The organism is Curtobacterium sp. MCBD17_021, assembly GCF_003234525.1.
Lineage (GTDB): Bacteria > Actinomycetota > Actinomycetes > Actinomycetales > Microbacteriaceae > Curtobacterium.
Genome location: NZ_QKTS01000005.1, coordinates 53,621 through 69,974, shown reverse-complemented (window position 1 = coordinate 69,974; position 16,354 = coordinate 53,621). Strand labels below are relative to the sequence as shown.

The following is a 16,354-nucleotide window of genomic DNA, read 5'->3' as shown; positions in this document are numbered from 1 at the left end:
GTAGCCCATTCTGCACGCGTTTGGTTGAAGCGTCAACCATTGTTCACCGGGCCGTCGACCCGGGTACTGCCGAGACCCCTCACGGGAGCGCTCACTCCAGTAGCGTCGCACCCATGGAATTCAGGTACCTGGGCAACTCCGGACTCAAGATCTCCGAGATCACCTACGGCAACTGGCTGACGCACGGCTCGCAGGTCGAGAACGACGTCGCCACCCAGTGCGTCCGGGCAGCGCTCGACGCCGGCATCACCACGTTCGACACCGCGGACACCTACGCCAACACGGCCGCTGAGACCGTCCTCGGCGAAGCGCTCAAGGGTGAGCGTCGGCAGTCGCTCGAGGTCTTCACGAAGGTGTACTGGCCGACCGGGCCGAAGGGGCACAACGACGTCGGCCTCAGCCGCAAGCACATCATGGAGTCGATCAACGGCTCGCTCGAGCGTCTGCAGACCGACTACGTCGACCTGTACCAGGCGCACCGCTACGACTACGAGACCCCGCTGGAAGAGACGATGCAGGCCTTCGCCGACGTCGTCCGCCAGGGCAAGGCGCTCTACATCGGCGTCAGCGAGTGGAACGCCGAGCAGATCCGCGCGGGTGCTGCACTCGCGAAGGAGCTCGGCTTCCAGCTCATCTCGAACCAGCCGCAGTACTCCATGCTCTGGCGTGTCATCGAGGGCGAGGTCGTCCCCGCCTCGAAGCAGCTCGGGCTGTCGCAGATCGTCTGGTCGCCGATCGCGCAGGGCGTCCTCACCGGCAAGTACAAGCCGGGTCAGCCGCTGCCCGAGGGCTCCCGCGCCAGGGACGAGAAGGGCGGCGCGGACATGATCAAGCGGTTCATGCGCGACGAGGTCCTCGAGGCCGTCCAGCGCCTGCAGCCCGTCGCCGACCAGGCCGGCCTGACGCTCGCCCAGCTCGCCATCGCGTGGACGCTGCAGAACGAGAACGTCGCCTCGGCCATCGTCGGCGCATCCCGTCCGGAGCAGGTCACCGACAACGTCAAGGCCGCCGGCGTGGAGCTCGATGCTGACGCCCTCGCAGCCATCGACGAGGCGCTCGGGGACATCCCGGAGCGCGACGCCTCGAAGAGCGTCAGCCCCGCGTCGCGCCCCGCGTAGTCGCGGGCCCGTCCGCGCGGACGCCGCCGACGGCAGACGGGAGGCCCGGTACCGACTGGTACCGGGCCTCCCGTCCGTCTGTCGGTGACGTGTGCCGTCAGCGCACCACGACCAGTCCGCGACCGCCGAAGCGGACGCCGTCCGTGTCGAAATCGGCGTCACCGAAACTGAAGAGCACCTCGCCCGTGGCGCCGACGAGCGGGACCTCGGCCGTACCGTCGGACAGGTTCACGACCACGTGCACCGGTGCCGCGGTCGGCCCGAGGAGCCCCCGGGTGAGCACGAGCCAGCGCTCGTCCTCGCTGAACCGGACGGCGTTCGCCTCGTACCGGTGGTCGACGAAGGCCTCGTCGGTCCGGCGGAGGGCGACGAGCACGCGGTAGGCGTTGAGGATCCGGGCGCCACGCTCCGACTCGGCGTCGGCCCAGACGAGCTTCGAGTTCGTGAACGTCGTCGGGTCCTGCGGGTCCGGGACCGTCGACTCGTCCCAGCCGTGCTCCGCAAACTCCTTGATGCGACCCTCGGCCGTCACCTTGCCGAGCTCGGGCTCCGGGTGCGACGTGAAGAACTGCCACGGGGTCGTCGCGGCGAACTCCTCGCCCATGAACAGCATCGGCGTGAACGGGCCGAGCAGGGTCAGGGCCGCCGCGATGACCAGCCCCTCGTCCGACACCGTCGCGGCCAGGCGGTCACCGGCTGCCCGGTTGCCGATCTGGTCGTGGTTCTGGTTCGCGACGACGAGCGCCGTGGTGGGGGAGGTGCCCCGGTCGATCGGACGACCGTGCCGCTTGCCCCGGAACGAGGACCACGTGCCGTCGTGGAAGAACCCCTGGTCGAGGACCTTCGCCAGCGCCGTCAGGGGAGCGAAGTCGGCGTAGTAGCCGTTCGTCTCGCCCGTGACGGCGACGTGCACGGCGTGGTGGAAGTCGTCCGACCACTGCCCGGCGAGCCCGTAGCCCGCGGCTTCGCGCGGACGGAACATGACCGGGTCGTTGAGGTCCGACTCGGCGATGAGCGAGAGCGGCTTGCCCGTGAACGCCGAGTACGCGTCGGTCTCGCTCGCCATCTCCGCCAGGATGTGTGGTCGCGTGGTGTCGCGGATGGCGTGCACGGCGTCGAGCCGGAGCCCGTCGACGTGGTGGTCGCGGAACCACATGCGCACGTTGTCCAGGACGTACCGGCGCACCTCGGGGTGCTCGACGTTGACGGAGTCGCCCCACGTGTTCGCCAGGCCCTGCACCAGGTACGGACCGTACAGCGGCAGGTAGTTGCCGCTCGGGCCGAGGTGGTTGTACACGACGTCCTGGATGACCCCGAGACCGAGCGCGTGCGCCCGGTCGACGAAGCGGTCGTAGGCGTCCGGGCCGCCGTACGGCGCGTGCACCGCGTACCAGGCGACACCGTCGTAGCCCCAGTTCCACTCGCCGTTGACGCCGTTCACCGGCAGGAGCTCGACGAACTCCACGCCGAGCTCGACGAGGTGCTCGAGCTTGGCGGCGGCGGCGTCGAGGGTGCCCTCGGGGGTGAAGGTGCCGACGTGCATCTCGTAGACGACCCCACCGCGGGCCGGGCGACCGGTCCAGGCGTCGTCGGTCCAGGCGAAGCGGGCGGGGTCGACGACCTCGGACGGGCCGTGCACGCCCTCGGGCTGGAACCGGCTGCGCGGGTCGGGACGGACGGCGTCGTCGTCGCCGATGCGGAAGCCGTAGCGAGCGCCGACGACGGGGACGACCTCGTCGGTGGTCCACCAGTCGTCGTCACCGCGCGTCAACGGGTACTCGGTCCCGTCGACGACGAGGCGGACGTTCTCGGGCTCGGGGGCCCAGACGCCGTAGCGGGCAGGACTGGTCATGCGTGACCCTCCAGGATCTCGACCTCGGCCTGCGCGTCGGTCTCGGTGTCATCGGTGGTGGTGCTGGTGGTCGTGCCGGCGCTGGCGCCGGTGCCGGCGTGCCGGGCGTCCTCGGCGCCGAGGGCCGCGTCGTGCCCGGCGCCGTCGACGACGTCGGCCGGGACGAGGAGCGCGACCGGGAAGTCGGTGAGCAGCTCATCGAGCAGCAGGTCGCGGTCGGCCGGGAAACGCCTGCCGGTCAACAGGTCGACGCGCTCGACGGGGACGACGTGCAGCAGGGTGTCCGCCCAGCCGCCGACGGCCGCCAGACCGAGCGGCAACCGGGTGGCGACCGTCACGGCACCGCCACGGTCGAACGCGACCACGTGGTCGGCCGCCGTGCCCGTGGCGTCGAGCGGGACGTACCGGGTGAAGAGCTCCGGGTGGTCTCGGCGGAGGCGGAGCGCCCGACTCGTGACCAGGGTCTTCGCGGCGGCGTCGAGGTCGATGCCGGGCAGGGCGTCGGGGCCGTCGTGGTCCGCACCGTCGAGCGTGGCGAGGACCCGCCGACGCTCGGCGTAGTCCACCGGACGACGGTTGTCGGGGTCGACGAGGGAGCGGTCCCACGCCTCGGTGCCCTGGTAGACGTCGGGGACGCCGGGCGCGGTCAGGTGCAGGATCTTCGCGCCGAGGCCGTTCGACCAGCCCGCCGCGGTGACCCGCTCGTCGAGGGCGTCCAGCTCGGCGACCACGGCCGGATCGTCGAACGACGCGTCGACCAGTGCGTGCATCTGCTGCTCGAACGCCTCGTCCGGCTCGGTCCACGTCGTGCTGTCGCCGGCTTCGCGCGAGGCCTTCTCGGCGTAGGCGTGCAGACGCTCGCGAGAGGCCGGGCGGGCGCCGACGATCGCCTGCCAGAGCAGGTTCGCGAACACGCCGTCCTCGAGCGGGGCGAGGGCGTTCAGCCGGTCGAACGTCGCCGTCCACTCCTCGCCGAGTTCAGCGAGGACCGCGATGCGGGCGCGGGTGTCCTCGCTGCGCTTCGTGTCGTGCGTGGTGAGCGTGGTCATGGCGAGCGGCCAGCTGGCCAGGCGCTCGCGCTGGGCCGCGTGGAACTCGTCGAGGGTGACCGCGAAGACGCTCGGGTCGCCGCCGACCTCGCTCAGCGAGGACAGGCGGGAGGTCCGGTAGAACGCGGTGTCCTCGACGCCCTTCGCCATCACCATGCCGCTGGTCTGCTGCAGGCGGATCGCGGCGGCGTCGTCCCCGTCGCACAGCGCAGGCGCGATGCGGTCGATGACGTCGGCGAGGTCCGGACGGGACTCCGCGGCGACCTCGAGCGCCTCGATGAGGTGGTGGATGCCCTCCGGCAGGTAGGTCCGGTAGACCTCGAAGCTCGCCACGACCTCGGCGACGGCGTCGACGATCCGCTCCTCGTCCAGCGGCGCACCGTCGGCCTGCACGACCGGGTCGACGACGAGCAGGCGGGCGAGACGACGGACCTCGCTGTTCAGGATGCCGTCGGCGATGCCGCGGCGCGTGCCGCGGGTCAGGTCCTGCCAGGCCACGTGCGCACCGCGGAGACGGTCCTCGAGCGCGGTGAGGGGGGCCTCACCCGCGGGGTCGACGAACACGCGGTCGATGTACCCGAGCGCGTCGTAGCCGGTCGTGCCGTCGACGGGCCACGACGAGGGCAGGAGTTCCCCGGGCTCGAGGATCTTCTCGACGAGCGTGTAGGCGCCGCCGGTCAGGTCAGCGAGGTCGTCGAGGTAGCCGGCCGGGTCGGTCAGACCGTCCGGGTGGTCGATGCGCAGACCGTCGACGAGGCCGTCCCGGAACCAGGAGCCGATCACGCCGTGCGAGGCGGCGAACACCTCGGGCTCCTCGACGCGGATCGCCGCGAGGGTGTTCACCGCGAAGAACCGGCGGTAGTTGAGCTCCGAGTCGGCACGCTTCCAGTGCACGAACTCGTAGTGCTGCCGCGCGTGCACGGTCTCGAGGTCGTCGCCGTCGTGCACGGTCCCGGGAGCGGTCGGGTACGCGGTCTCGCCGACGAGCAGGCGGGGCGCGCCGTCAGCGTCGCCGGTGTCGAGCGTGACGCCGTCGAGCAGTCGGTCGTCGAGCACCGGGATGCGGATGCGTCCGCCGCCGGCCGCCCAGTCGACGTCGAACGCCGACGCCAGCGGGGACTCCTGGCCGTGCTCGAGGAGCGACCACCACCACGGGTTCACCGCGGGCGTGGCCACACCGACGTGGTTCGGGACGACGTCGACCAGGACACCGAGGCCCGCCGCGTGTGCGGCCTCGGCCAGCGCCCGGAGGGCGTCGTCGCCACCGCGTTCGGTGTCGACGTGCGTGTGGTCGACGACGTCGTACCCGTGGCCGGAGCCCGGCTCGGCCTGCAGGACGGGGGAGAGGTACAGCCAGTCGGCGCCGAGGTCCCGGACGTAGTCCACGACGTCGCGGGCGGCGTCGAGGTCGAAGTCGGCCGTGACCTGGAGGCGGTAGGTGGAGGTCGGGTTGCGGCGGGTCATGCGGCACTTCCAGGGGTGTCGGCTCCGGCGGCGCCGGGCGCGTCGCGCTCGGACGCAGCGTCGTCGGAGGGGGATGTGGCAGGGGTCTCGGTTCCGGCGTCGTCCGTCGTCGCGGACGAAGCCGGCTCGGGTTCTGCGGGCGGGGTGCTCGCCGCCGTCGTGCTCGTCGGCGAGCTCGACATCGTCGGGGCGACGTCAGCGGCACCGGGCGTCCCGGCGGCACTGGATGTCCCGGCAGCGTCGGGTGTCCCCGCGGCACTGGGCGTTGCCGATCCCGCGGGGTTCGCCGGGCTGGCGGCGGGGTGCGCCGGCTCGTCCTGCTGCGCGGTGTCGACGGGCGTCCGCTGGATCTCGTGCTCCGGTTCGGCGCGGAGCACGATCATCGACCGGGCGGGCACGTCGAGCGCGTCGCCGGCCTCGAGCACGTCGTCGCGGGCACCCGGCTGCGCGGTGTCGATCCGGACGGTCCAGCCGGGGGAGTACTCCTCCGGTGGGAGGGTGAACGTGACGACCCCGTCGTGGGCGTTGAAGTACGTCAGGAACGCCACGTCGGTCACCCGCTCGCCGCGGGCGTCGCGGCCGCGGATGCCCTCGCCGTTCAGGTACATGCCGACGCTCTTGCCGAAGCCGGAGTCCCACTCCTCGGGCTGCATGGCGTCGCCGGCCGGGGTCAGCCACACCACGTCGGGCAACGGCTCGCCCTCGCCACGACGGACCGGACGGCCGTTGAAGTACCGGGTCCGGCGGAACGTCGGGTGGTCGTGGCGGAGCTTGACGACGTCGGCGGTGAACTGGATCAGTTCGTCGTCGGCGGCGGCCCAGTCGATCCAGCTCAGCTCGGAGTCCTGCGCGTAGACGTTGTTGTTGCCCTGCTGGGTGCGTCCGAGTTCGTCGCCGTGCGCGATCATCGGGACGCCCTGGCTGAGGAGCAGCGTCGCGAGGAAGTTGCGTCGGCGCTGGAGACGGAGTTCGTTCACGGCGGGGTCGTCCGTCGGTCCCTCCACGCCGGAGTTCCAGGACCGGTTGTGGCTCTCGCCGTCGTTGTTGTCCTCGCCGTTGGCGTCGTTGTGCTTGTCGTTGTAGGCGACCAGGTCGTACAGCGTGAAGCCGTCGTGCGCGGTGATGAAGTTGATGCTCGCCTTGGGCGTGCGGCCGTCGTGCTCGTAGAGGTCGGCGGACCCGGAGATGCGCGACGCGAACTCGCCGAGCGTCGAGGGCTCACCCCGCCAGAAGTCGCGCACCGTGTCGCGGTACTTGCCGTTCCACTCCGACCACTGCGGCGGGAAGTTGCCCACCTGGTAGCCACCGGGGCCGACGTCCCACGGCTCGGCGATGAGCTTGACCTGGGACACGATCGGGTCCTGCTGCACCAGTTCGAAGAACGCCGCGAGCCGGTCCACCTCGTAGAACTCACGGGCGAGCGCGGCAGCGAGGTCGAAGCGGAAGCCGTCGACGTGCATCTCGGTCACCCAGTAGCGGAGCGAGTCCATGATGAGCTGCAGCGAGTGCGGGTGGCCGACGTTGAGCGAGTTGCCCGTGCCCGTGTAGTCGCGGTAGTACCGCTTGTCGTCCTCCATCAGGCGGTAGTACGCGGCGTTGTCGATCCCGCGGAAGGACAGCGTCGGGCCGAGGTGGTTGCCCTCGGCCGTGTGGTTGTAGACCACGTCGAGCACGACTTCGATGCCGGCCAGGTGCAGCTCGCGCACCATCGCCTTGAACTCCTGCACCTGCTGGCCCTTGTCGCCCGCGGCGGAGTAGTGCGAGTGCGGCGCGAAGAACCCGATCGTGTTGTAGCCCCAGTAGTTCGACAGTCCCTTGTCCTGCAGGGTCGAGTCGTTCACGAACTGGTGCACCGGCATGAGTTCGAGGGTGGTGACGCCGAGCCGCTTCAGGTGCTCGATGACCGCCGGGTGGGCCACGCCGGCGTAGGTGCCGCGCTGTTCTTCGGGGACGTCGGGGTGCGTCTCGGTGAGGCCCTTGACGTGCGCTTCGTAGATGACCGTCTCGCCGTAGGGGATCCGCGGTGCGCGGTCGCCCTGCCAGTCGAAGAACGGGTTGATGACGACGCCCTTCATCATGTGGGACGCCGAGTCCTCGTCGTTCGTCGAGTCCGGGTCGCCGAACGTGTACGAGAACAGGGACTGGTCCCAGTCGATGTCGCCGCTCGTCGCCTTGGCGTACGGGTCGAGCAGGAGCTTCGCCGGGTTCGAGCGCAGGCCGTTCGCCGGGTCGTACGGGGCGTGGACGCGGAAGCCGTACTCCTGCCCGGGGCCGACGGTGGGCAGGTACGCGTGCCACACGTGCGCGTCGACCTCGACGAGGCGGACGCGTTCTTCGGTGCCGTCGGCGTCGAACAGGCAGAGCTCGACCCGTTCGGCGACCTCGCTGAACACGGCGAAGTTGGTGCCGCTGCCGTCGTAGGTCGCGCCGAGCGGGTAGGGGTTGCCGGGCCAGGTGTGCAAACGTGCCTCCAGAAGGGGTGAACGTGGCCAACGTATCGGCGGGCCCCTGTGATGTCCGGGCTCGGACCGCGCACTGTGGAGCGTTCTCCCTCCCCACCGCGTCGTGCCGTGCAGTGGCCCCGTCCGCCACCGCCGATGGCCTCGCACGACTTCTCCACAGTTCGTCACGGACGACCGGACAGCCAGCGCTCGCGGAGTAGCGTCGCCGCCATGACCAACATCGTCACGCAGATCGCAGACAAGGTGCGGCCCGTCGGCGTCGCCTCGAACTACGGCGACCCGGTGGACGTCGGGGACAGCACGCTGATCCCCGTCTCCGTCAACTGGTACGGCTTCGGCGGCGGCTCCGACGCCGACGAGGACGGCGCTGGCGGCGGTGGCGGCGGTGCCGTCTCGCTCCCGGTCGGCGCGTACGTCCGCCGCCCTGGGCAGGACCTGGCCTTCGAGCCCAACCTCATCTCGCTCCTCACCGTGAGCATCCCGGTCATCTGGGTCACCGGCAAGGTGCTCGCCAAGTTGATCCGCGCGCTCAAGAAGTGACGGTCTGACCCCTGTGACGGCCGGGAGGCACGGTGCGGATCCGCACCGTGCCTCCTGGCCGTCAGTGGTCGCGTCCCATGACCTCATCGCCACTACACTGGCGGGACACACACGGGAGTCCGGGTCCACCGGGCTGAGAGGGAGCGAACGGCGCTCCGACCGTCGAACCTGATCCGGATCATGCCGGCGCAGGGAGGAGTCCAGGTCATGCCTGCTGTCATGCAGTCCGCAGTACCGTCCACCAAGGCCACCCGCTCACTGCGGTGGCGGGTCGTGGACATCGTCGTCGCGAGCGTCCTCGCCGTCGCGATCGGCGTCGTCTTCAAGCTCTGGGAGTTCGGCTACGAGCCGATCAGCGCCGCCGCCGCGCTCGTGCTCCCCGGGTCCCAGTCGCTCTTCGGCGGTGTCTGGCTGCTCGCCGGCCCGATCGTCGCGATCGTCGTCCGGAAGCCCGGGGCCGCCCTGTACGCCGAGATGGTCGCGGCGTCGGTCGAGGCCCTGCTCGGGACCCAGTGGGGCTGGCTCACGCTCGAGGCCGGTCTCGTGCAGGGCCTCGGCGCCGAACTCGTCCTGGCGGTGTTCCTCTACCGCGTCTACCGACTGCCGGTGATCGTCCTCGCCGGGGCCGCCGCGGGCCTCGCGCTCGGGATCAACGACTCGCTGCTCTGGTACGCGGGGCTCGACGCCGGCTTCAAGGCCGTGTACGTCGTGTGCGCCGTCATCTCGGGTGCCGTGATCGCGGGCCTCGGCTCGTGGCTCATCGTCCGCGCGCTCGCGGCCACGGGCGTGCTCTCGTCGTTCGCCGCCGGCCGTGAGCACACCAAGCGTGCGGCCCGAACCCCGGCGTGACGACCGCACCGGCAGCCGCTGCCGGCCCTGGGTCCGTGACCGCCACACCAGCGGCCCGCATCACCTTCCGCGACTGGGGCTGGCGGTATGCATCGCGTGACGCCTGGGCCGTGCGCGGGGTCGAGCTGACCGTCGAACCCGGCGAACGCGTGGCGATCGTCGGACCGTCCGGCGCCGGCAAGTCGACCCTGCTCCGAGCCGTCGCCGCCGTGTTGCCCGACGAGCCCGATCCGGACGACGACACGGCCGCCGCGGTCCAGGGTGAGGTGCTCGTCGACGGGGCCGCGCCCGGCAGCGCGCGCGGCCGGGTGGGTCTGGTGATGCAGGACCCCGAGGCGCACACCGTGATGTCCCGGATCGGCGACGACGTGGCCTTCGGGTGCGAGGCCACCGGTGTGCCACCGGAGGCCATCTGGCCGCGGGTCCGCGCTGCGCTCGACGTCGTGGGGCTCGACCTGCCGCTCGACCGGTCCACCACGGCGATGTCGGGCGGGCAGCGGCAGCGGCTGGCACTCGCCGGGGTGCTCGCGATGCGCCCGGGGGCCCTCGTGCTCGACGAGCCGTGCGCGAACCTCGACCCGGACGGGGTCGCGCAGGTGCACGACGCCGTCCGTGCCGTGCTGGAGGAGTCCGGCGCGACGCTCCTGGTCGTCGAACACCGGATCAGCACCTGGCTCGACCTGGTCGACCGCCTGGTGCTGCTCGAACCGGCCGGCGGCGTCGTGGCCGACGGGCCTCCGGCCGAGGTGCTCGCCGCCCACGGACCGGCGCTCACCGCGGCCGGCGTCTGGGTGCCGGGCAGCGAGCCCGCACCCGGTTCGGCACGTCGCCGCACGGACCGTGCCCACGCGGCAGACCGGTCGGGAGGCACCGATCGCCTGGTCGCGTCGGCCCTCGGGACGGCGCGGGGCCGGGGACCGCAGATCGGCAGGGGGATCGACCTCACCGTCCGCGCCGGCCGGGTCATCGCGATCACCGGTCCGAACGGGGTCGGGAAGTCCACGCTCGGGCTGACCCTGGGCGGGCTCCTCCGACCCGCAGCGGGTTCGCTCCGCGCGACCACAGCACTCCGAGGGGACGCGGGGGAGGACCCCTCGGCGTGGTCCAGCCGCGAGCTCGCCGCCCGGATCGGCACCGTCTTCCAGGACCCCGAACACCAGTTCATCGCCCGGACCGTCCGCGAGGAGCTCGCCGCCGGTCCACGCGCCGTGGGTCACCACGACGTCGACGACCGGGTGGACCGGGTGCTCGCCGACTTCGACCTGGCGCACCTCGCCGACCAGCACCCGTTCAGCCTGTCCGGTGGTGAGCAGCGCCGACTCGCGATCGGGGCCGTGATCGCCGCCGAGCCACCCGTGCTCGTGCTCGACGAACCGACCTCGGGGCAGGACCGGGCGACCTGGCAGGCGGTGGTCGAGCGGATCGGCGCACTCGCCGACGCCGGCACCGCCGTGGTCGCCGTGACGCACGACCGCGACCTCGTGCGGGCGCTCGACGCGGACGAGGTCGTGCTCGGTGCCGACGGGGTCCGCGCAGCGGGGTCGCGGGGGCAGGACCCGCTGCGGCACACGGGAGCGGCAGCCGCCGGTCGGACGGTCGCGGCGGTCGCGGAGACCGACTCGGTCGCGGAGACCGACTCGGCCGCCGCCACCGACTCGGCTGCTCGCTCCGGGGTGGCCGCCCGGACCGACCCGGCCGCGCCGGTCGTCTCGGTCGTCTCGGCCGGCCGGCGCAGCAGCACGAGCACCGAGCCCACCAGCGCGACGACCCCCGGGGCAGCGGCCGGACCGCCCGGGTGGGCCGAGCCTCCCGTCCGCCCCCGCGGGATCCACGGCGTGCAGCCCGTGGCGTCGCTGCTCGGCGTGCTGGCACTCGGCCTGTGCCTCGTGCTGAGTCTCGACGTCGTGTCGGCGGCCGTCGCGCTCGCGCTCGAGGTGCTGCTGCTGCCGCTCCTCCGGATCCCGCCGCGGACGCTGCTGCTGCGGACGGTCCCGCTGCTGGCAGCGGTGCCGCTGACGGCGGTGAGCATCGCCCTGTACGGCCGTCCCTCTGGACGGGAGTGGTTCGACGTCGGCTTCGCGCACGTGACGGACGGGTCGTTGGCCCTCGCCCTCGCGACCGCGCTGCGCGTGCTCGCGGTCGGACTGCCCGCGATCGCGCTGTTCGTGCGGGTGGACCCGACGGACCTCGCCGACGGGCTCGCGCAACTGCTCCGGCTGCCGTCGCGGTTCGTGCTCGGCGCCCTCGCGGCGATCCGGATGACCACCCTGCTCGGCGACGACTGGCGACAGCTCGGCAGCGCACGGCGAGCCCGGGGCGTGGCCGACACCGGTCGTCTGCGGCGCGGCGCGTCGATGGCGTTCGCGCTGCTCGTGCTGGCGCTCCGGCGGGCGACGACGCTCGCGGTGGCGATGGAGTCGCGCGGGTTCGGCGCTCCCGGACGGCGGACCTGGGCGCGCAGCGTCCGGTTCGCCGGTCCCGAGTGGGCCATGGTCGGCGTGCTGGTCGGCCTCGGAGCGGTGGCCACCACCGTAGCGGTGGCCGCGGGGACCTGGCGTGCCTGAGGAGCCGGCGGGGAGCACGTCCGACGTCGGGGGTGTGGTCGACGAGGTCGTGGCACGGGTCCACGCCGCCGGTGCGGGCGGTGTCGGTCGGGACGGTGCCGGTGCCCGCGGCCGTGTGGTGGTGCTCGTCGACGGACGGTCGGGGACGGGCAAGACCACGCTCGGGAACGCGCTCGCCGCCGCGCTCGGCGCGCAGGTGGTGCACCTCGACGACCTCTACCCCGGGTGGGACGGTCTGCGGGCCGCCGCCGAGGCCGTGGTGACCGACGTGCTCGGCTCCCCGTCCGGGTACCGCGGGTGGGACTGGCAGGCCGACCGGCCGTCCGGATGGCGGGCGCTCGACCCCGACGCGGCGCTGGTCGTCGAAGGGTGCGGAGCGCTCTCCCGCGCCGCCGCGCCGCTGGCCACCGTGCGGGTGTGGCTCGAGGCCGACGACGCGGTGCGGTGGGACCGGGCGATCGGCCGGGACGGCGCCGCGTTCGCGCGCGAGTGGGAGCGATGGGCCGCGCAGGAGGAGGCGTTCATCGCGGCGGAGCAGCCGGTGGCACTCGCCGACCTGGTGGTGCGGACCTGAGCATCGAGCGGTCGTCGCCCTCGACTCATGCCCAACCGAGCTCGTGCAGCCGCTCGTCGTCGATGCCGTAGAAGTGTCCGATCTCGTGGACGAGCGTGGTGTGCACCTCGTCTTTGAGCTCGTCGAGGGTGTCGCACTCCGCCAGGTGCTGCTTCCGGAAGACGACGATCCGGTCGGGCAGCTCACCGAACCCGTACTGGCCGCGCTCGGTCGTGGCGACGCCGTCGTACACGCCGAACAGGTCAGAGCCGTCCTCGGGTTCGTCCTCGACGACGAAGACGACGTTGTCGAGCCCGTCGACCATCTCGTCCGGCAGCAGGTCGAGTTCGTCGGTCACCAGCTGCTCGAAGTCCTCGGCCGACATCTCCATCACGAGGTGATCGTGACACAGCTGCCCGGGGGAGAGCTGGCTGCGGCGGGCTCCGCTCCTTCCGGGACACCGTCGACATCACGAAGGCCCCCGTCCGTCGGACGAGGGCCTTCGTGTCGCTGTGTCAGCGATGCTGGGGTGAGTAACGGGGCTTGAATCAGTTGGTGTTCCGACCGCAGTGGAGCGGTCCTTCCCCGTCCGGATGCGGATGCAGGAGGTTGCGGCCATCATCGGCAGCATGGCCCAAAGTACCGCGGAATCGCCGCGATTTGTAGCCCCGGCTACATCCGCGGCAACAGGATGCAGATGGCCTGATGGGGAGGTCAGGAGAGGGCCCGAGCAAGCTCGTTGGTCAGTCGGCCGCGAGCGGATCGGCTGTAGGTGCGTTCTCCGAGGCGTTGTACGCACATGGACCGGTAGTCGTCAATGACCTCTACGGTCACCCCCAGTTCCTCGGCGATGTGGAAGGCGTCCTCGCTGACATGTTCCGCATCGGCGTAGTCGATCGGATGCACGAGCAGGTGGGCGGCGTATGCGCGAGCTTGTCGCTCGAAGCGGCTGTCACGCTCACCGCCGCACTCATGGCCGTGGTGCACATGGCCGAGTTCGTGCGCGATGACTGACCGCTTTTCATCGGGGGTCAGTGCGATGTCGATGAGCACCTTGCCGGCATCCGGGTCGTAATAGCCATTCGCGTCCGTGATGTGGCAGAGCTCGATGCGGACGCCGTACGACGCCGCGAGTTGGATCAGGTCGCGCATGGTTTTCCCCTCAGTCGGCGTAGGGGACGTCCGCCTTTCGCGGCCCCTTGTGTGCCGCGCGGCCCCACGCCGAGCGGACTTCGTTGGTGACGTCGATGTCCGCTTCGTCATCCTCAGTGGAGGCACTGACATCTCGTCGATCTTCGACCGCGCTCGCTGCCTCGCGCAGCACGTCAAGCACGTCGAGTCCCAGGAAGTCGCACGCGGCACCCAACTGGTCGACGTCCCAGTGCTTGCTCCCGGCGAGCATCCGCGAGATCTGCGATCGCGAGACGCCCACGGCGGCGGCCAGTTCCTGCTGCTCGACCCCTCGGCGCGCGAGAACGCCGGTGAGAATCGCGGCGACCTCCTTGGTGATCGCACTGGGTTCGGGACGTGCAGTTGCTGGCATGGTCGAAACAGTACCGATTATGGAAACTCCGTGTCAATAGTGGAAACGGGGTTGCCGTATGGAAACCCGAGTGGCATGGTTTCTGTATGGCAACCACGACGACGACACCGACATCCCGGGTCGTGGCTGATGAGGTACTCGCTCGACTCGGCCGCATGCGCCAGTCCCGCGTCTGGCTCTCGGCAGCGACCGGAATCCCGCTGACCACGCTCACTCGGCGGCTGAACGCGCAGTCCGCGTTCACCATCGATGAGCTCGACATCATCGCGACCGCTCTCGGCACTGGCCTGGTCGACCTCATCGCAGCAAGCGCGCCCCCGGGTGCGGCCGCCGCATGACCGACGAGCCGGACATCAGTCGGAAGGAGTTGGCGGTCGCTCTCGGCGTCTCGACCGACACCATCCACCGCCTTACGCACAGCGGAGACATCCCGTACCTCAAGGTTCGGAAGCTCTACCGCTACCGCCTCTCAGAAGTTCGGGCGGCCTTGCAACCCGAACGGCAGGACTCCTGGGCACCGCCCAGCAGGAAGAAGATCAGGAGGGCATCGTGAGCATCGTTCTCCCCGCGGTGATGACGAGGGACGAAGCCGAGCGCATCTCCACTCGGATCGGTCTCCGACTCGACACGATCGGCGACAACTACGTCGCGGTCATGCCGATGATCCGCGAGGCGATCGAACGTCAGGCGTACGCCGCACTCGGGTACAAGTCGCACGGCGCTTACGCGCAGGACAGGTTCGGCGACGCGCTGGCGAAGGTCGGCGTCGAACTGCGTCGCGAGATTGTTCGTGAACTGGCAGAGGCCGGCATGAGCGTCAGGGCGATCGCACCGATCGTTGGGACGTCGCACATGACCGTGTCGCGTGACCTCGCACCTGTAACACCTGTTACACCTGCCGAAACGGCTCCGCCAGTCGGGGGCGACGAAGATGGCCGTTCACCGTCGACTACAGGGGAGTGGTCGCCGGACGATGGATTTCTCAACGAGGCCACGGGCGAAGTAACCGTCGGCGACATCGGTGCCGAGATTCCGACGCCCGAACCTCGCACGGTGACGGGCGTCGACGGGAAGACGTACAACGTGCCGGCCGAGAAGCCAGCACCCCGTCGTTCCCCGCTGACGGACACCGCCCGCAACGCGGGTTGGGACGCCCGCAAGCTCGCCGAGCGACTTCAGCGCATCGCTGCCGACGATCGCTACGCCCGAAACAAAGAAGAGGTGGCCTCCCTCATCAGGGGCCACCTCATGTTCACCGTCGAGGTCTGCCAGGACCTACTCGACAACTTCAACCAGTCGGAGGACTGATCAATGAACGACTCCATCGTAGCGCCCGAGTTCGACGTCGTCACTGTCACGCCGGACCTCGCCCGAGCCTGGCTCGGACTGAACACGGGGAACCGGAAGCTCAAGGAAGCGAACATCCGCGGTTTCGCCGCCGACATGGCAGCCGGCCGGTGGCAGCTCAACGGTGAGGCCATCAAGTTCCGGGGCCCCAAGCACGACCCACAGAAGATGCAGGACGGCCAGAACCGCATGCAGGCTGTCATCCGCGCGAACACGCCCGTGCAGATGTTCGTCGTCTACAACATCCCGGACACGGCGCAGGCAACCATGGACTCGGGCGCCAAGCGATCGGTTGCAGACCAGCTCACCATCAACGGCATGTCCAACCCCACCCACGTAGCCGCTGCGGCGGCTATCGCCTGGCGCGAGATGAACGGACAGCTCAACGGGCGCAACATGCGCCCGACGAACGCAGCGCTCGAGGAGTTCATCTACGAGCACCCGGCGTTGTTCAAGTCGGCCGAGATCGGCGCGAAGTACGCCCGCCGCGCTGACAGCACGCCTGCGCTTGTCACGTACACCCACTGGCGGTTCGCTGAGTACGACGAAGGGGCCGCGACCGAGTTCTGGATGGACGCATCCCAGAAGGTCGGCCTGCGCCCCGGCGATCCCGTCATCGCGATGACGAACTGGTTCGCCGAGAACCGGCGTGCCCGACGGTCGTGGCCCGAGTCGGTGCAGCTCTCAGTGGTCTTCCGGTGCTGGAACGCGCGCCGCCAGAACAAGCGCCTCTCCATCGTCAAGGTGCACTCCACCAAGGGCGGCCTCATCGACATCCCGAAGATCGCGGCCTAACCAGCCCGCTGGTCCACCCGCCGTAGGAGGCGGTCTCGTCCCGGTTCGACCCCGGGGTGGACTACTGCGCCCGAAAACGGGCGCTGTACGACTCGCGTCGCCTGCTCCTACCTCGAACGGGTTCCAGGCCCAGGCACCAGCAGCCAGCCGGCTGCGGCGGCGACACCAAGCGGGACAACTACACAGAGCACTACTTCCAGGCGGGTGAACCAACTGGT

Annotated in this window: 15 protein-coding genes and 1 riboswitch; of the genes, 9 read left to right on the top strand and 6 right to left on the bottom strand. The window is 70.7% G+C overall.

The window, feature by feature from the left end:
• Positions 1-113: 113 nt before the first annotated feature.
• Entirely contained in the window at positions 114-1,118 is a 1,005-nt protein-coding gene (locus DEI83_RS06505; RefSeq protein WP_111080983.1) for an aldo/keto reductase family protein, read from the top strand.
• Between the two features lie 97 nt (positions 1,119-1,215).
• Here DEI83_RS06505 and treZ read toward each other — a convergent pair whose 3' ends face one another.
• From treZ to glgX, 3 genes are read right to left on the bottom strand one after another with little or no spacing between them, the layout of a single operon-like run.
• Entirely contained in the window at positions 1,216-2,970 is a 1,755-nt protein-coding gene (treZ, locus tag DEI83_RS06500) for a malto-oligosyltrehalose trehalohydrolase (protein ID WP_111080982.1), read from the bottom strand.
• Positions 2,967-5,483, bottom strand: a complete 2,517-nt coding sequence (treY, locus tag DEI83_RS06495; protein WP_111080981.1) for a malto-oligosyltrehalose synthase — start codon at positions 5,481-5,483, stop codon at positions 2,967-2,969. The genes treZ and treY overlap by 4 nt, the downstream gene beginning before the upstream one ends.
• On the bottom strand, positions 5,480-7,945 hold the full coding sequence (gene glgX, locus DEI83_RS06490) for a glycogen debranching protein GlgX (RefSeq protein WP_258371082.1): 2,466 nt from the start codon (positions 7,943-7,945) through the stop codon (positions 5,480-5,482). The genes treY and glgX overlap by 4 nt, the downstream gene beginning before the upstream one ends.
• Before the next feature lie 210 nt (positions 7,946-8,155).
• Between glgX and DEI83_RS06485 the strand changes: the two genes are divergently transcribed.
• From DEI83_RS06485 to DEI83_RS06470, 4 genes are all read left to right on the top strand, one after another.
• A complete protein-coding gene (locus DEI83_RS06485) occupies positions 8,156-8,485 on the top strand; it encodes a hypothetical protein (RefSeq protein WP_110824005.1) in 330 nt (109 codons plus the stop codon).
• 101 nt (positions 8,486-8,586) lie between these two features.
• Positions 8,587-8,698: riboswitch (TPP riboswitch) on the top strand.
• Entirely contained in the window at positions 8,693-9,334 is a 642-nt protein-coding gene (locus DEI83_RS06480; RefSeq protein ID WP_258371081.1) for an ECF transporter S component, read from the top strand. Its footprint overlaps the riboswitch before it by 6 nt.
• 35 nt (positions 9,335-9,369) lie before the next feature.
• Positions 9,370-11,898 carry an ATP-binding cassette domain-containing protein gene (locus DEI83_RS06475; RefSeq protein ID WP_181431103.1) on the top strand — a complete coding sequence of 843 codons (2,529 nt, stop codon included), beginning with the start codon at positions 9,370-9,372 and terminating at the stop codon, positions 11,896-11,898.
• Positions 11,891-12,472 carry an ATP-binding protein gene (locus tag DEI83_RS06470; protein WP_258371080.1) on the top strand — a complete coding sequence of 194 codons (582 nt, stop codon included), beginning with the start codon at positions 11,891-11,893 and terminating at the stop codon, positions 12,470-12,472. The genes DEI83_RS06475 and DEI83_RS06470 overlap by 8 nt, the downstream gene beginning before the upstream one ends.
• Positions 12,473-12,497: 25 nt before the next feature.
• Here DEI83_RS06470 and DEI83_RS06465 read toward each other — a convergent pair whose 3' ends face one another.
• From DEI83_RS06465 to DEI83_RS06455, 3 genes are all read right to left on the bottom strand, one after another.
• Positions 12,498-12,842 carry a metallopeptidase family protein gene (locus DEI83_RS06465; RefSeq protein ID WP_111080979.1) on the bottom strand — a complete coding sequence of 115 codons (345 nt, stop codon included), beginning with the start codon at positions 12,840-12,842 and terminating at the stop codon, positions 12,498-12,500.
• 323 nt (positions 12,843-13,165) lie between these two features.
• The gene (locus DEI83_RS06460; protein WP_181431102.1) at positions 13,166-13,603 is read right to left on the bottom strand and encodes an ImmA/IrrE family metallo-endopeptidase; all 438 of its coding nucleotides are present in this window, start codon (positions 13,601-13,603) and stop codon (positions 13,166-13,168) included.
• Positions 13,604-13,613: 10 nt separating this feature from the next.
• Entirely contained in the window at positions 13,614-13,994 is a 381-nt protein-coding gene (locus DEI83_RS06455) for a helix-turn-helix transcriptional regulator (RefSeq protein ID WP_111080977.1), read from the bottom strand.
• Between the two features lie 155 nt (positions 13,995-14,149).
• Between DEI83_RS06455 and DEI83_RS06450 the strand changes: the two genes are divergently transcribed.
• The 4 genes from DEI83_RS06450 to DEI83_RS06435 are packed head-to-tail and all read left to right on the top strand — an operon-like array spanning position 14,150 to position 16,136.
• On the top strand, positions 14,150-14,332 hold the full coding sequence (locus DEI83_RS06450) for a helix-turn-helix domain-containing protein (protein WP_111080976.1): 183 nt from the start codon (positions 14,150-14,152) through the stop codon (positions 14,330-14,332).
• A complete protein-coding gene (locus DEI83_RS06445) occupies positions 14,329-14,547 on the top strand; it encodes a helix-turn-helix domain-containing protein (RefSeq protein WP_111080975.1) in 219 nt (72 codons plus the stop codon). The genes DEI83_RS06450 and DEI83_RS06445 overlap by 4 nt, the downstream gene beginning before the upstream one ends.
• Positions 14,544-15,302, top strand: a complete 759-nt coding sequence (locus DEI83_RS06440) for a helix-turn-helix domain-containing protein (protein WP_111080974.1) — start codon at positions 14,544-14,546, stop codon at positions 15,300-15,302. The genes DEI83_RS06445 and DEI83_RS06440 overlap by 4 nt, the downstream gene beginning before the upstream one ends.
• Before the next feature lie 3 nt (positions 15,303-15,305).
• Positions 15,306-16,136, top strand: coding sequence for a hypothetical protein (locus DEI83_RS06435; RefSeq protein WP_111080973.1), 831 nt, complete (start codon positions 15,306-15,308; stop codon positions 16,134-16,136).
• Positions 16,137-16,354 lie beyond the last annotated feature (218 nt).

What these genes read in the sequence shown, in the direction of transcription:
- DEI83_RS06480 (WP_258371081.1), top strand. Translation starts at nt 8,693, where the DNA reads ATGCCTGCTGTCATGCAGTCCGCAGTACCGTCCACCAAGGCCACCCGC.
- DEI83_RS06465 (WP_111080979.1), bottom strand. Translation starts at nt 12,842, where the DNA reads ATGGAGATGTCGGCCGAGGACTTCGAGCAGCTGGTGACCGACGAACTC.
- DEI83_RS06450 (WP_111080976.1), top strand. Translation starts at nt 14,150, where the DNA reads ATGCGCCAGTCCCGCGTCTGGCTCTCGGCAGCGACCGGAATCCCGCTG.
- DEI83_RS06485 (WP_110824005.1), top strand. Translation starts at nt 8,156, where the DNA reads ATGACCAACATCGTCACGCAGATCGCAGACAAGGTGCGGCCCGTCGGC.
- DEI83_RS06445 (WP_111080975.1), top strand. Translation starts at nt 14,329, where the DNA reads ATGACCGACGAGCCGGACATCAGTCGGAAGGAGTTGGCGGTCGCTCTC.
- treZ (WP_111080982.1), bottom strand. Translation starts at nt 2,970, where the DNA reads ATGACCAGTCCTGCCCGCTACGGCGTCTGGGCCCCCGAGCCCGAGAAC.
- DEI83_RS06505 (WP_111080983.1), top strand. Translation starts at nt 114, where the DNA reads ATGGAATTCAGGTACCTGGGCAACTCCGGACTCAAGATCTCCGAGATC.
- DEI83_RS06455 (WP_111080977.1), bottom strand. Translation starts at nt 13,994, where the DNA reads ATGCCAGCAACTGCACGTCCCGAACCCAGTGCGATCACCAAGGAGGTC.
- treY (WP_111080981.1), bottom strand. Translation starts at nt 5,483, where the DNA reads ATGACCCGCCGCAACCCGACCTCCACCTACCGCCTCCAGGTCACGGCC.
- DEI83_RS06435 (WP_111080973.1), top strand. Translation starts at nt 15,306, where the DNA reads ATGAACGACTCCATCGTAGCGCCCGAGTTCGACGTCGTCACTGTCACG.
- DEI83_RS06460 (WP_181431102.1), bottom strand. Translation starts at nt 13,603, where the DNA reads ATGCGCGACCTGATCCAACTCGCGGCGTCGTACGGCGTCCGCATCGAG.